The sequence below is a fragment of the Rhodopseudomonas pentothenatexigens genome (assembly GCF_900218015.1).
In the GTDB taxonomy this organism is placed as follows: domain Bacteria; phylum Pseudomonadota; class Alphaproteobacteria; order Rhizobiales; family Xanthobacteraceae; genus Rhodopseudomonas; species Rhodopseudomonas pentothenatexigens.
The window spans coordinates 62,692-79,976 of record NZ_UFQQ01000016.1 but is presented as its reverse complement, the minus strand read 5'-3'; the positions used below and the strand labels follow the sequence as shown (position 1 = coordinate 79,976).

The 17,285-nt window shown below is 66.3% G+C and carries 13 protein-coding genes; 6 read left to right on the top strand and 7 right to left on the bottom strand.

The annotated features are described in order from the left end of the window. Positions 1-106: 106 nt before the first annotated feature. Entirely contained in the window at positions 107-1,669 is a 1,563-nt protein-coding gene (locus DWA33_RS16175) for an AMP-binding protein (protein ID WP_114359176.1), read from the bottom strand. 84 nt (positions 1,670-1,753) lie between these two features. Between DWA33_RS16175 and DWA33_RS16170 the strand changes: the two genes are divergently transcribed. Beyond that, positions 1,754-2,743 (top strand): NAD(P)H-dependent flavin oxidoreductase, encoded by a 990-nt coding sequence (locus tag DWA33_RS16170; RefSeq protein WP_181902423.1) that lies wholly within the window; start codon positions 1,754-1,756, stop codon positions 2,741-2,743. A gap of 79 nt (positions 2,744-2,822) precedes the next feature. Further along, the gene (locus tag DWA33_RS16165; RefSeq protein WP_114359174.1) at positions 2,823-3,875 is read left to right on the top strand and encodes an alcohol dehydrogenase; all 1,053 of its coding nucleotides are present in this window, start codon (positions 2,823-2,825) and stop codon (positions 3,873-3,875) included. A gap of 113 nt (positions 3,876-3,988) precedes the next feature. Here DWA33_RS16165 and mobA read toward each other — a convergent pair whose 3' ends face one another. Continuing rightward, positions 3,989-4,609: a molybdenum cofactor guanylyltransferase MobA gene (gene mobA, locus DWA33_RS16160; protein WP_114359172.1), complete on the bottom strand. Its 621-nt coding sequence runs from the start codon at positions 4,607-4,609 to the stop codon at positions 3,989-3,991. Between the two features lie 123 nt (positions 4,610-4,732). On the opposite strand from mobA, the gene DWA33_RS16155 reads away from it, so the two are divergent. Both DWA33_RS16155 and DWA33_RS16150 read left to right on the top strand, forming a co-directional pair. Next, on the top strand, positions 4,733-4,993 hold the full coding sequence (locus DWA33_RS16155; RefSeq protein ID WP_114359170.1) for a sulfurtransferase TusA family protein: 261 nt from the start codon (positions 4,733-4,735) through the stop codon (positions 4,991-4,993). A 60-nt stretch (positions 4,994-5,053) separates the two neighbouring features. After that, positions 5,054-5,431, top strand: coding sequence for a DUF6496 domain-containing protein (locus DWA33_RS16150; protein ID WP_114359167.1), 378 nt, complete (start codon positions 5,054-5,056; stop codon positions 5,429-5,431). 239 nt (positions 5,432-5,670) lie between these two features. On the opposite strand, the gene ku is transcribed toward DWA33_RS16150, so the two are convergent. Then, positions 5,671-6,558 carry a non-homologous end joining protein Ku gene (ku, locus tag DWA33_RS16145; protein WP_114359165.1) on the bottom strand — a complete coding sequence of 296 codons (888 nt, stop codon included), beginning with the start codon at positions 6,556-6,558 and terminating at the stop codon, positions 5,671-5,673. 132 nt (positions 6,559-6,690) lie between these two features. On the opposite strand from ku, the gene ligD reads away from it, so the two are divergent. Continuing rightward, on the top strand, positions 6,691-9,453 hold the full coding sequence (gene ligD, locus DWA33_RS16140) for a DNA ligase D (RefSeq protein ID WP_114359164.1): 2,763 nt from the start codon (positions 6,691-6,693) through the stop codon (positions 9,451-9,453). A gap of 96 nt (positions 9,454-9,549) precedes the next feature. Here the strand turns inward: ligD and DWA33_RS16135 are convergent, their stop codons facing one another. After that, positions 9,550-9,714, bottom strand: a complete 165-nt coding sequence (locus DWA33_RS16135; protein WP_013501467.1) for a DUF3309 family protein — start codon at positions 9,712-9,714, stop codon at positions 9,550-9,552. Between the two features lie 177 nt (positions 9,715-9,891). Between DWA33_RS16135 and DWA33_RS16130 the strand changes: the two genes are divergently transcribed. Next, positions 9,892-10,200, top strand: a complete 309-nt coding sequence (locus tag DWA33_RS16130) for a polyhydroxyalkanoic acid system family protein (RefSeq protein ID WP_114359162.1) — start codon at positions 9,892-9,894, stop codon at positions 10,198-10,200. 411 nt (positions 10,201-10,611) lie between these two features. Here the strand turns inward: DWA33_RS16130 and treY are convergent, their stop codons facing one another. From treY to glgX, 3 genes are read right to left on the bottom strand one after another with little or no spacing between them, the layout of a single operon-like run. Continuing rightward, positions 10,612-13,398, bottom strand: a complete 2,787-nt coding sequence (gene treY, locus DWA33_RS16125) for a malto-oligosyltrehalose synthase (protein ID WP_114359160.1) — start codon at positions 13,396-13,398, stop codon at positions 10,612-10,614. Then, positions 13,398-15,170 carry a malto-oligosyltrehalose trehalohydrolase gene (treZ, locus tag DWA33_RS16120; RefSeq protein WP_114359268.1) on the bottom strand — a complete coding sequence of 591 codons (1,773 nt, stop codon included), beginning with the start codon at positions 15,168-15,170 and terminating at the stop codon, positions 13,398-13,400. Before treZ ends, treY begins: the two co-directional genes overlap by 1 nt. Next, complete coding sequence (gene glgX, locus DWA33_RS16115; RefSeq protein WP_114359158.1) at positions 15,167-17,248, bottom strand: glycogen debranching protein GlgX; 2,082 nt, start codon at positions 17,246-17,248, stop codon at positions 15,167-15,169. The genes treZ and glgX overlap by 4 nt, the downstream gene beginning before the upstream one ends. Positions 17,249-17,285 lie beyond the last annotated feature (37 nt).

Genomic DNA, 17,285 nt, shown 5'->3' with positions numbered 1-17,285 from the left:
CTCGAAGTTGTTTGCGTGTCAGATTCCGGGCTCGCGCCTGGCGGCGCGCCCCGGAATGACGACGGTGGGTTACAAGAACTCGCCGCAGGACGGCGAGTGATCAGAACTACCCCACCATCCGGTCGCGGCCGGCCCAGAAGCCGGCGCGCAGGACTTTCTTGTCGATCTTGCCGACGCCGGTCATCGGCAGTTCGGGCACGAACTTGACCTGTTTCGGTGCATGCGCCGAGCCCTTGCGGGTCTTCACCAGTTCGATCAGTTCGCGCTCGTCGGGCTTGGTGCCGGGCTTGGCGACCACCACCGCGGTGACGGCTTCGCCCCATTTGTCGTCGGGCACGCCGACCACCGCGACCATCGCGACATCCTGATGCGTCGACAACACGTCCTCGACCTCGCGCGGGAAGATGTTGAAGCCGCCGGACACGATCATGTCCTTCTTGCGGTCGAGAATGTACATGTAGCCGCGGTCATCCTGCTTGGCGATATCGCCGGTGTGCAGCCAGCCGCTCTTCAGCGTTTCGGCGGTCTGCTCCGGGCGCTTCCAATATTCCGCCATCACGTGCGGGGCACGCACGCAGATCTCACCGGCCTCGCCGAGCGGCACTTCCTGATCGTTCTCGTCGAGAATCCGGGCATCGCAGGCCGCGATAGGGAAGCCGCACGACAAGAACAGCTCCGGCTGCTTCGGATCGTGATCGGCCTTGCGCAGCACCGACACCGGATAGCACTCGGTCTGGCCGTAGAGCTGCGAGAACACCGGGCCGATCCGCTCGATGCCTTCGACCAGCCGCGTCGGCGACATCGGCGAGGCGCCGTACAGCACCAGGTCGAGCGACGACAGATCGGCCTTGGCGAGCGACGGATGATCGAGCAGCACGTAGACCATGGTCGGCACGAACAGCGTGAAGTTGATCTTCTCGCGCTCGATCGTCTGCAGCACCGCTTCGGGATCGAACCCCTTCATCATGTGGATGGTGCCGCCGCGGATCAGCGACGGCAGCACCTTGGTGCCGGCGACGTGGCTGATCGGCGCGACCGTGAGATAGCGCGGATCGAACGGGATCTCGAAATCGGCCAGGATCGCGTTGGCGAAGCCGGCGTTCTCGCGATGGTGGCGCAGCGCGCCCTTGGACTTGCCGGTGGTGCCGCCGGTGTAGTTCAGCACCGCGACGTCATCGAGCCGCGCAAAGTCGCGCGGCGTGGCGCTGCCGGCCTGATCCAGCGCGATCAGCAGATCGAGCCCATAGTCGGCACGGCCGATGGTGAAGACGTGGCGCAGGCCGCTGGCCTGGGCGGCAAGTTCGCCGCCGCGCTCCAGAAAGGCCGCGGCGTCGACGATCAGCACCGCGGCTTCGGAATCTTCGATCTGGTCGAGCTGATCCTGGCGCGAGCCGAGTGGATGCAGCCAGGTGATGGCGAAGCGGCAGAGCTGCGCCGCGACGCCGGCGCACCAGGTCTCGGCGCGATTGGCGGTGAGCAGCGCGACGCGCGTGCTGGGCGGCAGGCCGAGCCCCATGAACACCTTCTGGATGCTGCCGATCATGTCGGTGGCGCCGCGATAGCTGAGGCTACCGCCGGGCCAGGCGAACGCGGTGCGCGACGGATAGCGCGCCAGCGCCCGCAATGTCTGCGTGCCCGCGGTCGGAAAGGCGTTGAGCTCGGCAGTCATGGCGTTCGTCTCCCTTGTGTTTTGTCATCGGCTGTTGGGCGTGCCAATGTTCGGCAACGACATTAGCACGGCTAACCAGTGCCGATGCAAACAGAGCAGGAGGAAACTGCCGTGAAATCATCCGACCGTCTGGCGCGCTTCGGCGATCGCCTCAGTTTGCCGCTGATCGCGGCACCGATGTTTCTGGTGTCGGGCGTCGACCTGGTGGCCGCGGCGTGTAGTAGCGGCGTGATCGGATCGTTCCCGACGGTGAATTGCCGCACGACGGAACAACTCGGCGACTGGCTCGGCGAGATCAACCGCCGAATCGCGGCGCACGAGCAGGCGAGCGGCCGGCGCGCTGCGCCGTGGTGCCCCAACCTGATCGTGCACCGCTCCAATGCGCGGCTTGCCGACGATCTGAAACTGCTGCTGCAGTATCGGCCGGAGGTGGTGATCACCAGCGTCGGCTCGCCGCAGCCGGTGATCGCGCCGCTGCACGATGTCGGCGCGATGGTGCTGGCCGACGTTGCGAGCATTCGTCATGCCGAACGCGCGGCGGCGGCCGGCGTCGACGGCCTGGTGCTGCTCACCGCCGGTGCCGGCGGCCAGACCGGGTGGCTCAATCCGTTCGCCTTCGTGCGTGCGGTGCGGCAATTCTTCGACGGCGTGCTCGTGCTCGCCGGCGGCATCAGCGACGGCGTCGCGCTGCGCGCCGCGACGACGCTCGGCTGCGATCTCGGCTACATGGGCACCAAATTCATTGCCACCGAAGAGAGCCTCGCCGATCCGCGCTACAAGACGATGCTGGTGGAGGCGAGCGCCGACGACATCCTGCTCACCAAAGCGTTCACCGGGCTACAGACCAACATGCTGCGGCCCTCGATCGTCGCCGCCGGGCTCGACCCCGACGATCTGCCGGAGCGCGGCGGCATCGATATCGGCAAGGACATCGACGTCGGCGCACGCGAGGATCGGCCGAAGCGCTGGCGCGACATTTGGAGCGCAGGCCATTCGGCGTCCGGCATCAGCGGCATCGTGCCGATCGCCGAACTGGTGGCGCAGACCACGGCCGAATTCCGCAACGCGGCGTAAGCTGCGCCGGCCATCGACGGCCGTGCGGCGCCGTGGCATGCTTCGGCGATAAACAAGAACACTCTCGGGAGACTACGCCATGAGGAGCTTTCGCGTCACCGATTTCGGCAAGCCGCTGAGCGAAGACAACCGGCCGACGCCGGAATTGACCGGCACGCAGGTGCTGGTGCGCGTCAAGGCCGCCGGCATCTGCCACAGCGATCTGCACATCTGGGAAGGCGGCTACGAACTCGGCCACGGCCGCAAGCGGCTGTCGCTGCAGGATCGCGGCGTCGCGCTGCCGCTGACGATGGGGCACGAGACCGTCGGTGAAATCGTCGCCGCCGGACCCGACGCCAAGGACGCCAAAATCGGCGAGGTCGCGCTGGTGTATCCGTGGATCGGCTGCGGCGAGTGCGATGTCTGCAAGGCCGGCGACGAGAACATGTGCCTGAAGCCGCGGTTTCTCGGCGTGTATTGCGACGGAGGCTATTCGGACGAACTGATCGTGCCGCATCCGCGCTATCTGCTCAGCCTCGACGGCCTCGATCCGGTGACCGCGGCGCCCTATGCGTGCTCCGGCATCACCACCTACAGTGCGCTGAAGAAGCTCGATTTCTGCCTCGACAGCCCGATCGTGATCGTCGGCGCCGGCGGACTCGGATTGATGGCGCTGGAGCTGCTCAAGGCGATGGGCGGCAAGGGCGCCATCATGGTCGATATCGACGCAGCCAAGCGCGACGCGGCACAGAAAGCCGGCGCGCTCGGAACCGTCGACGCGGCATCGCCGGACGCGCTGGCGCAGATCGCCGCCATCGCCAAAGGTCCGGTGCGCGGCGCGCTCGATCTGGTCGGCAATCCGCAGACCGCGCAGCTCGGCTTCGATTGTCTCACCAAGGGCGGCAAGTTGGTGATCGTCGGCCTGTTCGGCGGCGGCGCGCCATGGGCGCTGCCGTTCATCCCGATGCGCGCCATCACCATCCAGGGCAGCTACGTCGGCAATCTTGCCGAGACGCAGGAATTGCTTGACCTCGTCCGCGCCAAGAAGGTGTCGCCGATCCCGGTCACCAAGGTGACCTTGCCGCAAGCCTATGACGCGCTGCTCGATCTGCAGAAGGGCAAGCTGGTCGGCCGCGCGGTGCTGACGCCGTAGCGGCGGAACAACTGTTTCCGTCGTTGCGAGCGAAGCGAAGCAATCCAGCCCAGTTGCTCGGCGGTGGATTGCTTCGTCGCTGCGCTCCTCGCAATGACGGCGGAGGCGTCGTGCTATTGGTCGCCCACCGCGATACGCTCGGCTTCCGTGACATCCTCCGGCGTGTTGGCGTTGAAGAACGGATCGTATGGTGTGATCAGCCACTCCACCACGGCGCGCGGATAGCGCGCGGTAAAGTGTTCGACCTTATGGATGTCTTCGTCGATCAGGGCGGTTCGCAATGCGTCGCGCAGCGCGATCGGCCACAGCGCGATCACCGGATGCAGATGGCCCGCGGACGCTGCCACGGCGATGTCGGCATTCTCAGCGCGCCGCGCCTGATCGAGCCGGGGCACCAGATCGCGCGGCAGAAACGGACAATCGCCCGGCACGGTCAACACGTGGTGCGCGTCCGGCTGCGCCGTCGCCGCCCATTCCATCGCTGCCAGCACGCCGGCGAGCGGGCCGGGGAAGCCGTGCACCGTATCGGCGATCACCGGCAGGGCGAAGCGACCAAACCTGCTCGGATCGCCATTGGCGTTGAGCGCCAGCGCGCCGCATTGCGGCTGCAGGCGCTCGATCACATGGGCGAGCAGCGGCCGGCCGGTGATCGACCGCAGCGGTTTGTCGCCGCCGCCCATTCGGCGGGCAAGGCCGCCGGCAAGGATCACGGCGGGTGGTCGAACATCAGCCATTGCGCACTCCGCGCCGCGTCGCGACTGGACGCCCGTGGTTAGCTCACCATGGCGGGTCTCGGCAATAAGAACGAGGCCGAAGGCGATTGACCGCGTGCCGCACCTTCGTCATCGTCCGCCGCCATGGCCAAGACTGTTCTCGATCTCACCGGGCTGAAATGCCCGCTGCCGGTGCTCAAGACCCGCAAAGCGCTGCCGCGTCTGCAGGCCGGCGATCTGCTCGAAGTCCGCTGCACCGATCCGATGGCGCTGATCGATATTCCAGTGCTGATCGGCGAGACCGGCGATCGTCTCATCTCGAGCGGACGCAGCGACCAGGCGATCGTGTTCGTCATCGAGAAGTGTGCGCGCAGCTCCGCTGTGGACGAGTCGATAGGCGAATAGTACCGCGAAGGAACTATCGGCGATCGCCATCATTGGTCTTCGTTCCATACGGAGGAGATCATGGCCCGTAAATATTCCAAGAAGGCGTCCGCCAAGGTCGGCCGCGCGATGAAGAAGCGCAAGGCCGGTACTCTGAAGAGCGGCGGCTCCGGCAAGAAGGTCAAGAGCCGCAAACAGGCGATTGCGATCGGTCTGTCGGAAGCCCGCGCCGAAGACGCGAAGGTGCCGAAGAAGACCGGCAAGAAGGCCGCGAAGACGTCGACCAAGAAGGCGACCAAGTCCGGCCGTAAGACGACGAAGAAGACGACCAAGAAGACCACAAAGTCCAGCAGCAAGAAGACCGGGGCGAAGAAGTCGTCGGGCCGCAAGTCGTCGAAGTCATCCAGCGCGCGAAAATCATCCAGCCGAAAATCGTCGAAGCGCAAGTCCGGGAACTAGACGTCGTCGGACTAATTCACCCGCACCCAAGCGCGAGTCATTCCGGGGCGCCGCGCAGCGGCGAACCCGGAATCCGAAGATTCAGGGCACTGGTGGTTCGGCAGTGCTGCGGCAAAACAACTTCGAGATTCCGGGTTCGCGAACTGGCGCTCGCGCCCCGGAATGACGGTGTGGGGCAGAGCTGCGAGGCGTTCTAAGCTGTCAGAGCAGCATTGTAGAAAGCACGATCGGAGCCAGCCTCACCCCGCCTTGCGTTGCCGCGCGTTGGAGCGGCGGGCTTTGGTGCTGGTGCGGGCGGAGGAGCGGGAGGCCTTGCGGCGGCTGTGGGCCTTGCCGGTTTCGGCGCTGGACTTGCCGCCTTCGAGACTCTGCTTCAGCGCATCCATCAGGCTGACGACGTTGCTCTCCTTTTCCTCCGGCTCGGGGAGCTTGATCGACTTGCCGGAGGCCTTGCGCTTGACCAGCGCCTTGAGCGCGGTCTCGTACTCGTCCTTGAACTTCTTGGGATCGAAGTGTGCCGCCTTGGTATCGAGGATGTGGCCGGCGAGTTCGATCATGTCCTTGGAGATTTTCGGCGACTTGATGCCGTCGAAATACTCGTCCGCATCGCGCAGCTCGTAAGGGTAGCGCAGCGTGGTCGCGAGCAGGCCCTTGCCGAGCGGCTCGATCGCCAGCACGTGCTCGCGATTGGTCAGCACGATCCGGCCGAGCGCGACGCGGCCCTTGTCCTTCATGGCGTCGCGGATCACCGCGAAAGCGTCGGTGCCGGCCTTGCCGTCGGGCACGATGTAATACGGGCGGTCGAGATAGCGCTGATCGATCTCGTCGGCCGGCACGAAGCTGTCGATGTCGATGGTGTGGGTGCTCTCGATCTGCACCGCTTCGAACTCGTCCTTCTCGATCTCGATGTACTTACCCTTGCGCACCTCGTAGCCACGCGCCTTCTGGTCCTTCTCCACGACATCGCCGGTGCCTTCGTCGATCATCTGCTGCTTCAGCCGGTTGCCGGTTTCTGCATTGATCATGTGGAAGCGCGTCTTCTCGCTGCTGGTCGTGGCCGGATACAGCGCGACCGGACAGGTGACCAGCGACAGCTTCAGCGTGCCCTTCCAGTAGGCGCGAGGCATGGGATTCTCCGAGGGCTCGAGGTGTCGCGACCGGGCGGTCAGGACGATGCTATCATGGGTGGAACTTGAACGGGCATCCCGGGTTTTGGTTCCGACCATGCCCAGCCTGTCGGCGGTGAGTAAGGAGCGACGGTGGCCAGCAACAAGCTCAGCATCTACCGCAAGAAACGCGATTTCGAGCAGACCGCGGAGCCGCGCGGCGACGTCAAGGTGGCGCCGTCGAAGCAGCGACGGTTCGTGATCCAGAAGCACGACGCCACCCGTCTGCACTACGACCTGCGCCTGGAATATGGCGGCGTGTTCAAGTCCTGGGCGGTGACCAAGGGACCATCGCTCGATCCGCACGACAAGCGCCTCGCCGTCGAGGTCGAAGATCATCCGCTCGACTACGGCGACTTCGAGGGCACGATCCCGAAGGGCCGGTATGGCGGCGGCACGGTGCAGCTTTGGGACCGCGGCTATTGGGAGTGCGACGATCCCGAGCGCGGCTTCAAGAAGGGCGATCTGAAGTTCACCCTGCACGGCGAGAAGCTGCATGGCAGCTGGGTGCTGGTGCGGATGCGGCACGACCGCACCGGCGGCAAGCGCACCAATTGGCTGCTGATCAAGCACCGCGACGACGACGCCCGCGAGGGCGACGCCAATACCGTGCTCGACGAAGACCGCTCGGTCGCCTCGGGCCGCGCCATGGAGACGATCGCGGAGGGCAAGGGCAAGGCACCGAGGCCGTTCATGCTGCGCAAGGCGGCCGCGAAGGTGACGGCGGACGCGGTGTGGGATTCCAACACCGGGCTCGCCGCCGACAAACGGGCGGAGACCGGCGCTGCGAAGAAGACGACCGAGGCCAAGCCTAAGACGCCTGTGAAAGCGAAAGCTGCCACGTCCGCGAAACCCGCGGCGCGGAGTAAGCCGGCGGCGCATGGCAAGCGCGCGGCGATGCCGGACTTCGTGCCGCCGCAGCTCTGCACCTCGGTGGAGCGGCCGCCCGGCGGCGACGGCTGGGGCCACGAGATCAAGTTCGACGGCTACCGGATGCAGCTCCGCGTCGAGCACGGCCAAGCCAAGCTTCTGACGCGCAAGGGCCTCGACTGGACCGCCAAATTCAGCGCGATCGCCGAAGAAGCGGCATCGCTGCCGGACGCGATCATCGACACCGAGGTGGTGGCGCTGGATTCGCACGGCCAGCCGGATTTCGCGGCGCTGCAGGCAGCGCTGTCCGACGGTGCCACCGACAATCTGATCTGCTTCGCGTTCGACCTGCTGTATGCCGAGGGCGAGGATCTGCGCCGGCTGCCGCTGTCCGAGCGCAAGGAGCGGCTCGACGCTTTGCTGAAGGCCGCACGTGGCCGCCGCAAGGAAGGCCTGATCCGCTATGTCGAGCATTTCGAGACCGGCGGCGATGCCATTCTGCAATCGGCCTGCAAGCTGTCGCTCGAAGGCATCGTGTCGAAGAAGCTCGATGCGCCGTATCGCTCCGGCCGCAGCGAGGGCTGGACCAAGGCGAAGTGCCGCGCCGGCCATGAGGTGGTGATCGGCGGCTGGAAGACCACGAACGGCAAATTCCGCTCGCTGCTGGTCGGCGTGCATCGCGGCGACGATTTGGCCTATGTCGGCATCGTCGGCACCGGCTTCGGCCAGGATGTCGTCAAGCGCATCCTGCCCGGGCTGAAGGCGCACAAAGCGGACAGCAGCCCGTTCAGCGGCGCCAATGCGCCGAAGAAGACCCGCGAGATGCATTGGGTGACGCCCGATCTAGTCGCGGAGATCGAGTTCGCCGGCTTCACCGGTGGCGGCATGGTGCGGCAGGCGGCTTTCAAGGGGCTGCGCGCCGACAAGCCGGCTGCGGAGGTCGAAGCAGAGGAGCCGCAGCAGGTCGAGCTCGCCGAGCCGAAGCCGAAGCGCGGCGCCCGCAAGGCCGCCAAGAAGCCTGCGAAGAAGCCCGCCAACAAGGCGGCGACCAAAGCCGCGGCGCCGCGGAAGGCCGATGCGGCACGGTCGGAAGTGATGGGCGTGGTGATCTCCAAGCCCGACAAGGAGTTGTGGCCGGCGAGCGACATCAGCGGCGCGGTGACCAAGCGTGATCTGGCCGATTACTTCGCCGCAGTCGGCGACTGGCTGATCCCGCACATCAAGGGGCGGCCGTGTTCGATCGTGCGCGCGCCGGACGGCATCGGCGGCGAGCATTTCTTTCAGCGCCACGCCATGCCGGGCATGTCGAACCTGATCGATCTCGCCAAGGTCTCGGGCGACCGCAAGCCGTATGTGCAGATTGACCGCGTCGAAGGGCTGATCGCGGTGGCGCAGATCGGCGGCGTCGAGCTGCACCCGTGGAACTGCGCGCCGAACCGCTACGACGTGCCCGGACGGCTGGTGTTCGATCTCGATCCTGCGCCCGAGGTCGGATTCGACGAGGTGATCGGCGCCGCCAAGGAGATGAAGCAGCGGCTCGAAGCGCTGGGGCTCGCGACGTTCTGCAAGACCACCGGCGGCAAGGGGCTACATGTCGTGGTTCCGCTGAAGCCGGACGACAGCATCGACTGGAAGGCCGCCAAGACCTTCGCGCAGACGGTGTGCGCGCAGATGGCCGAGGACAGCCCCGAGCAGTATCTGCTCAACATGTCGAAGCAGAAGCGCAAGGGAAAGATCTTCCTGGATTACTTGCGCAACGACCGGATGTCGACGGCGGTCGCGGTGCTGTCGCCGCGGGCCCGCACCGGCGCGACGGTGTCGATGCCGGTGAGCTGGGCGCAGGTGAAAGCCGGGCTCGATCCGAAGCGCTACACCATCGAGACCGCTCCGGCGCTGATCAAGCGCGCCAAGGCATGGGCGGACTACGATGCCGCCGCAGCCCCGCTGAAGCCGGCGATCAAGGCGCTGACCTCGGGCCGGAGGTAAGAGAGCGGAAGCAGGCGACCAGTCGTCGATACGCGATGGCCGGGCGTTCAAGCCCGGCCACGACCGTGTCGATCAGCGAACGGACGACGCCGTGCGTCAGATCTTGCCGAGCAACAGCAGGATCAGCAGGATCACGATCACCAGGCCGAGACCGCCGCCGCCGTAGTAACCGGTGCCGTAGAACGGTCCGCCGCCGACGCCGGTGAAGCCGCCTAGCAAGGCGATGATCAGGATGATCAGGATGATTGTGCCGATGGACATCTTGCTCTCCTTGTCGTGGCGGGTCGCCCGAGTGCTCCGCCTGTCGGACATGAGAACACGGCGTCACACCGAAGGTTCCGCGGTCGAAACTCGGCACGGCGCGCGACGCCCTGTTGTTTTCGCAATGCTCGCCTAGATAGGGAGTAACCGATCCGCTCCAATGACGAGGACGTCGCGATGTCAGCTCCGCTTGTCGTATCGATTCCCCATCGCCTCGGCCGCGCCGAGGCGCGCCGCCGGCTGCAGACCGGCCTCAGCCGCGCGGCGATCAACGTGCCGGTCCTGAAGGTGGACGAGGAGACTTGGCGCGGTGACCAGATGCTGTTTCGCGTCCGCGCGCTCGGTCAGGTCGCCGCCGGCCACGTCGATGTCGCCGAAGATCATGTGCGGCTCGAAGTGCATCTGCCCTGGCTGCTGCAGAAATTCGCCGACGCGGCGAAGGTCGCGATCCAGAAGCGCGGCCATCTGATGCTGGAGAAGAAGTAACAAGTTGCGTGCGCCGCACCAAATTATGGCGTTGCAGCAAGTAGTTATCGGCATATTGCGTTAAGTTGTAAGTAACCGAATCTTGGAATCCTGGTGTTGCGGGTGAGGGAACCGGTTTTCCTGATCGGCACGAACCCCGTCAGGCCGTCCGGCTCCAGCTCCCGGGCGGCCTCGGCGTTTATGCGGTACGGACGCGAGATTTCACGGGCCGACCGCATTCAAGACTGCGCCTGTCTTCCAAGACATCTCCCCGAGTCATTCCGGGGCGCAGCGCGAACCCGGAATCTCGATGCGCGCAGGGCTTGGCGGGAGTCGGTGCAGGCGGCAGATTCCGGGTTCGCTCGCTGCGCGAGCGCTCCGGAATGACGGGGCCGGGGTCGTTGATAGCTCTGCCGAGAACTTGCGCCGTGCTCAGCCGCGTCGTGGGCGTTTGGAGCCGGCGATCCGGGCGCGGCGGACTGCGACCGGGATGTGGCTGAACAGCTCGCGCAGCGGCAGTTCGCCGGTGCTGTTGTCGCCCTCGGCGGCTTCGACCACATAGCCTCTGCTATCCACCGCACCATCGAAGGCGTTGCCGGTCGGCCATTGCCGGCCTTCGCCGGACAGCGGCGCGAACACCTTCCCGACCACGACGATCAGGGCTTCGGTGCCGCGCGTGCGGGCGAACGCAATGACGTGATCGCGATGCGGCCCGGAGACCGCGAGTGGCCGGTAGTCACCGTCCGCGAACAGCCCGGCGTGCTCGCGCCGCAGCCGCAGCAGATGGTGGGTCCAGGCCAGCTTGACGCGGCCGTCGCGCCAATTGGCGGTCAGAGTTTCCCAGTCCGGATGGTCGTCCAATGACTCCAGCGCCGCGGCGCGGGCGTCGAAATCCACCGGCCGGCGGTTGTCGGGATCGACCAGCGAGAAGTCCCAGAACTCGGTACCCTGATAGAAATCCGGCACGCCCGGCATCGCCGCCTTCAGCGTCACCTGACTGAGGCTGTTGAGTGCTCCGAGCAGCGACAGCCGCTGGTGCAGATTCTCGACCGACTCCAGGAATGCACCGGACAGCGAGGGATCGAGAATGCGGTCGATGAAGGTGCGAACGCCCTCTTCGTAAGCGAGGTTGGGGTTGAGCCAGTTGGTCTCCTGTTTGCCCTCGCGCGCGGCCTTCAGCGCAAAGCCCTGGAAGCGGTCGGCGAAATCCGGATCGGACGTCAGCGGCCATGCGCCGAGTAGCGCCTGGTACAGCATGTATTCGAACGCCGCCGAGGGCGCGCGCATCTCGCTGTCGATCACCAGATGCGGCGCGTTCAGCACTTTCCATTTCGCCACCACGCCGGCCCATTCGCCGGGCATCTCGGCGAGCGCGAGCAGCCGCGCGCGGGCGTCCTCGCCGCGCTTGGCGTCGTGGGTCATGGTCGCGGTCATGCCGTGCGGCCAGTCCTTGGCGCGGCGCTGCATCAGCGTGTGAAACGCGGCGACCGGCAGCTCCGGCGCGGCGGGATCGCCACCGACTTCGTTCAGCGCCAGCAGCCGGTTATAGCGATAGAATGCGGTGTCCTCCAGCGACTTGGCCATGGTTGGCCCGGTGAACTGCTGCACCTTGAGGGCGAACCGGCGCACCCGCGGCTTGGAGTGCGGCGCGCGGCCCGGCTGCACCAGCTCGGTCGTGAGCGCGTCCTTGAGAAAATCGAAGATGCCGTCATCGGCGCCGAACCAGTCGGCGCGCGCCTTGGCGATGGTGTGTTCGATCAGCTCACGATCGATCCGCGTCGGGCCGCCGCCGGTCAGATAGGTGCGGTACACCGGGAAGTGCAGCACATAGAGCTCGAACGCCTGGCGCAAATTGTCGGCGGAGAAATCCCGGGTCGAGTAGTGACCCGACGCGATCCGCGCCAGCAGCCGGGTCAGCACGGTGAATTCGCTGAGCAGCAGCGTCTCCAGCACCCGGCGCTTGGCGGCCTTCAGCACCGGATCGAACGCCGGCGAGATGTTGCTGATCTGGCGCCACACTTCCTCCAGCGGCTTCAGGCCGGCGCCGTCGAGCAGCACGCGGGTGATGACGTTGAGCCATTCGTAGCCGGTGGTGCCGTGCACGCCGGCGAAGCGATGCAGCTCCTCGCCCTCGCCGAGGATCTTCTCGATCACGGTATAGAGCGGCGGCGCGTCCGGCCCCTGGGCGTCACGCGCCAGCCGGCGCAGCCGCTGGAAATACTGCGCCGGATCGCGCAGGCCGTCGATGTGGTCGAGCCGCAGGCCGTGGAGCTGACCGTCCTGAAGCAGCTTCTTCACCCGGCTGTGGATCGCCGCGAACGTGGCGGCATCCTCGACCCGAAGGCCGGCGAGAGTGTTGACGTCGAAGAACCGGCGATAGTTGATCTCACTCGATGCCAGTTGCCAATGCCCGAGCTTGTAGTGCTGGCGCTCCAAGAGATTGTGCAGCGCCTGGATCTGCTGGGTGCGGCCCTCGCCGGCCCGGTAGGCGTCGAGTCCGCGCGCGATCATTTCGGCCGCGCCGGGTATCGCCTTCAGCGCCGCCTTGAATTCCGGCGCTTCGTTGCGTGAGGGGCGGCGCAGCCCGGTGTAGCGCGCGGCGAGCTCCAGGATCGCGCGGCCCGTGTCGGTCTCGGCGGCGTCGGCCTCGCGCACCACGGTGCGCAGGATCTCGCTGTAGCGCTCCGGCGCAATCGGCAGCCGGTGTTCGTAGTACCACGCAGAAAAGCTGCCGCTCGCGGCATCGAAGCGCAGCTCGATCTCGCCGCCTTCAAGCGCCTTGCCGTAGGACGAGCCGATGATCGGCAGCAGCACGCCGCCGCGGGCGCGGAACGGCAGCATCTCCCAATCGATGTCGAATGATGCGGCGTGCGGCGAGGCCGGCCCCCATTCCAGCACGTCGAGCCACCACGGATTGTCGGCGTAGTGGACACCGACATGGTTCGGCACGAAATCGAGGATCAGGCCGATGTCGGCCTGCTCCAGCGCGGCACTGAGCCGCGTAAAACCCTCTTCGCCGCCCAGTTCGGGATTAAGCCGGGTGTGGTCGACGATGTCGTAGCCGTGGGTCGAGCCCTTGCGCGCCTTCATGAACGGCGACGCATAGACGTGCGAGATGCCGAGCCGCTTCAGATACGGGACGATGGCGGCGGCGGAATCGAAATTGAAATCGGCAGTGAGTTGCAGGCGATAGGTGGCAGTGGGTATCGCAGGAGGCATTAGGGATGCTCGAGGCGCCAGGACACCGCCCAAGGCGGAATGATCCGGGTGCAATCGCCGCCCCATAAAATTGTTCCCGTCGCCGACGGTTTGCCGCCGTCGCGTTCCTGGTCCGACAGGTTGGCGACGAGGTCGAGCATGGCGCCGTCCGCGAGCCGCCATTGTGCGGTCAGCAGCCCGCCGTCCGCGATCTCGGCGGTGCCGAAGCGTGCGCCGGCGAGCCGTGGCACGATCGCGTTGCGGCGGACTTGCAGCAGCCGCGATACCAGCGCCAGCCGCTGCGCGCCGTCGCCGCCGTCGCGCTCGCGCCAGTCGAGCACGGCGCTTCGGAACGCGTCTTCGCTGAGCGGGTCGGGAACGTCGTCGCCGTATTTCTCGTAGGCGCCGGCGAATTCCTTGCGGCGGCCGGCGCGCACCGCCTCGGCGAGATCGCCGTGGAAGTCGCAGAAGAACGGAAACGGCGCCCGTGAGCCCCAGTCCTCGCCCATGAACAGCATCGGCACGGTGGGCGCCAGCAGCGTGATCGCCAGCGCCGCCTCGATCGCTTCGGGCCGTGCCAGGCTTTCCAACCGATCGCCGAGCGCGCGGTTGCCGATCTGATCGTGGTTCTGCAGGAAGTTGACGAAGGCGAGCGGCGCCAGCTCGCCACTCGGCTCGCCGCGCGCCGTACCGCCGCGATGCGCGGATGGCTCGCCCTGATAGGCGAAGCCGGAGCCGAGCGCGCGGGCGAGATGGCGCAACGGAGCATCGGCGTAGTCGGAATAGTAGCCCTGGCGCTCGCCGGTCAGCGCGACGTGCCATGCGTGATGATAATCGTCGTTCCACTGCGCGCGATACTGGCCGCGCGGCGGGTCGGTGACCGGATCGAGCACGGCGGCGATGTTGTCGTCGTTCTCCAGCACCAGATGGATGTGCCGGCCGGTTTCGGCCGCCAGCTTGCCGGCCTCGCGCGACAATTCGTACAGCATCGGGATCTCGCCCTGATCGGGGATCGCATGCACCGCGTCGAGCCGCAACCCGTCGAACCGGTAGTCGCGCAGCCAGTGCAGGGCGTTCTCGATCGCGAAGGCGCGAACCTCGGGAGCGTAGTAGTTGATCGCGTTGCCCCACGGCGTGTGTGAGTCCGAGAAGAAGCCGGGCGCGTAGCCGCCGAGGTAATTCCCCTCCGGGCCGAAATGATTGTAGACCACGTCGAGAAACATCATCAGGCCGCGGGCATGCGCCTCGTCGATCAGCGCCTTGAGGTCTTCTGGGCGGCCGTAGGCGCTGTCCGGTGCGTACCACAGCACGCCGTCGTAGCCCCAATTGCGCCGCCCGGGGAAGTCGGCAAGCGGCATCAACTCCAGCGCGGTGATGCCAGTGGCGACCAGATGATCCAGCCTGTCGATCATCGCGCGGAAGCTGCCTTCGGGCGTGAAGGTGCCGACATGGGCTTCCAGCAGCACGGTCTCGGCCCAGGGACGGCCGCGCCACTCATCGACGCGCCAGTCGTAGGCGGCGTGGTCGATCACTTCGCTCGGGCCGGCGATGTCGTCGGGCTGAAACAGCGAACCGGGGTCCGGCACCTCGAGGTCGCCGTCGATGCGGAAGCGATAACGGGTGCCGCCGCCGAGCCCGGCGATCTCGGCCCGATACCAGCCGGTCTCGTCGCGGCGCATCGGACGCGCCGCGCCTCCGTCCAGCATCACCTCGACCTTCTGGGCCTTCGGCGCCCACAGCCGGAATTCGACGCCGCCCGCGGTAATCCGCGGCCCGAAGCTGCGGCCGCTCATGCCGTCACCCCGGCGAAAGCCAGCACCGAGCGCGGCGGCGCTGAGCTGACGCTGCCGCATTTCAACGGCGCGACCTGCACGGTGTCCTTGGTGGTGTCGAACAATTGGTGCCAGCTCGGATAATCGGTCGTCTTCGGCAGATGGAAATCGATCGCTTCGGCGCCGGAGTTCAGCACGATGAAGATCGCGTCGCCGCCGGGCTCGCTCGGGCTCAGCATGTAGGCGAGGAAACGGCCGTCCGGAAACGCCCAATCCTGCTCCGTCATCTCCGCCGCCGACGGCGTCAGCCACAGCACCCCGTAGCTGCCGTCAGCACGGCGTCCATCGAGCCAGCGCCGCGAGCGGAGCTGAGCGAAGCGGCGGCGGATGTCGGTCATCAGCCCGATGAACTCGACCATGTCGTCGTCGGTATTGGCGCCGCCCCAGCCGACCCAGCCGATCTCGTTGTCCTGGCAATAGGCGTTGTTGTTGCCGTCCTGCGAATTGCCGACCTCGTCACCGGCAAGCATCAGCGGCACACCCTGGGCCAGGAACAGACAGGCGAGCTGGTTCTTGCGAAGCTGGCGGCGCAGCGCGAGTATCTTTGGATCGTCGGTCGGTCCCTCGACGCCACAATTGATGCTGTGGTTGTCGTTGGAGCCGTCACGATTGTGCTCGCCGTTGGCTAAGTTGTGCTTCTGCTCGTAGCTGAACAGGTCGGCCAGGGTGAAGCCGTCGTGCACGGTGACGTGGTTGACGCTGGCGCGGGGCATGCGGGCGTCGCGATTGAAGATATCGGACGATCCGGTCATGCGCCGCGAGACGTCGCCGATCAGGCTGCCTTCGCCGCTCCAGTAGCGCCGCATCACGCTGCGATAGCGGTCGTTCCATTCCGACCATTGCGACGGGAATGCACCGACCTGGTAGCCGCCCAAGCCGAGATCCCACGGTTCGGCGACCAGCTTCACGCCTGCCAGCACCGGATCCTGACGGATCGCCGTGAAGAAGCCGGAATTGCGATCGAAGCCGTTCGGACCGCGTGCCAGCGTGGTGGCGAGATCGAAGCGGAAGCCGTCGACGTGGCAGACTTCGACCCAATAGCGCAGGCTGTCCATCACCATCTGCAGCACCCGCGGATGGGTGAGGTTCACCGAATTGCCGCAGCCGGTGAAGTCGTCGTAGTAGCGCGGGTTGTCGGGCTTCAGCCAGTAGTACGAGGCGTTGTCGATGCCGCGGAACGACAGCGTCGGACCGAGGTGGTTGCCCTCGGCGGTGTGGTTGTAGACGACGTCGAGCAGCACCTCGATCCCGGCGTCGTGCAGTCGGGCCACGGTGGTCCGGAACGCGTCCAGCGGGTTGTCCTTGTCCGGCGCGTAGCGGGCCTCCGGCGCGAAGAACGAGATCGTGTTATAACCCCAATAGTTCACCAGCTTCTTCTCGACCAGAACGCGGTCATCGACAAAGCCGTGGACTGGCAAAAGTTCAATCGTGGTGACGCCGAGCCGTTTGAAATGTGCGATCATCGACGGGCAGGCCAGCCCGCCGAAGGTGCCGCGCAGTCCCGGCGGCACATCCTCGCGCAACTGGGTGAGGCCTTTGACGTGGGCCTCGTAGATGATGGTGTCTTCCCAGCGCACGCCGGGCCGGGTCTCGCGGCGGCCGCTGCCGACGGTTTCGTCGACGACCACGGCCTTCGGCATGCCGCGCGCGTTGTCGCGGCGGTCGAACGACAGGTCCTCGCGGGGTGAACCGGTGCGATAGGCGAAATGCGCCTCGCTCCACACCAGTCGTCCGCTCAACCGCCTGGCATACGGATCGAGCAGCAGCTTGTGGGCGTTGAAGCGATGGCCGTGATCCGGGTCGTACGGGCCGTGCACCCGATAGCCGTAGAGCTGGCCGGGTGAAACGTCGTTGAGGTAGCCGTGCCAGACGTCTTCGGTGCGCTCCGGCAGCTCGATCCGTTCCAGCTCGCGCCGGCCCTGAGCGTCGAACAGGCAGAGTTCGACCTTGTGGGCGTTGGCGGAGAACAGGGCGAAATTGGTGCCGCGCCCGTCCCAGGTCGCTCCGAGACGGGAGTCGGTTCCGGCGGTGAGGCGCATAGCGAGTGTCCCGATCACGAAGTTCGCATAGCCTGCG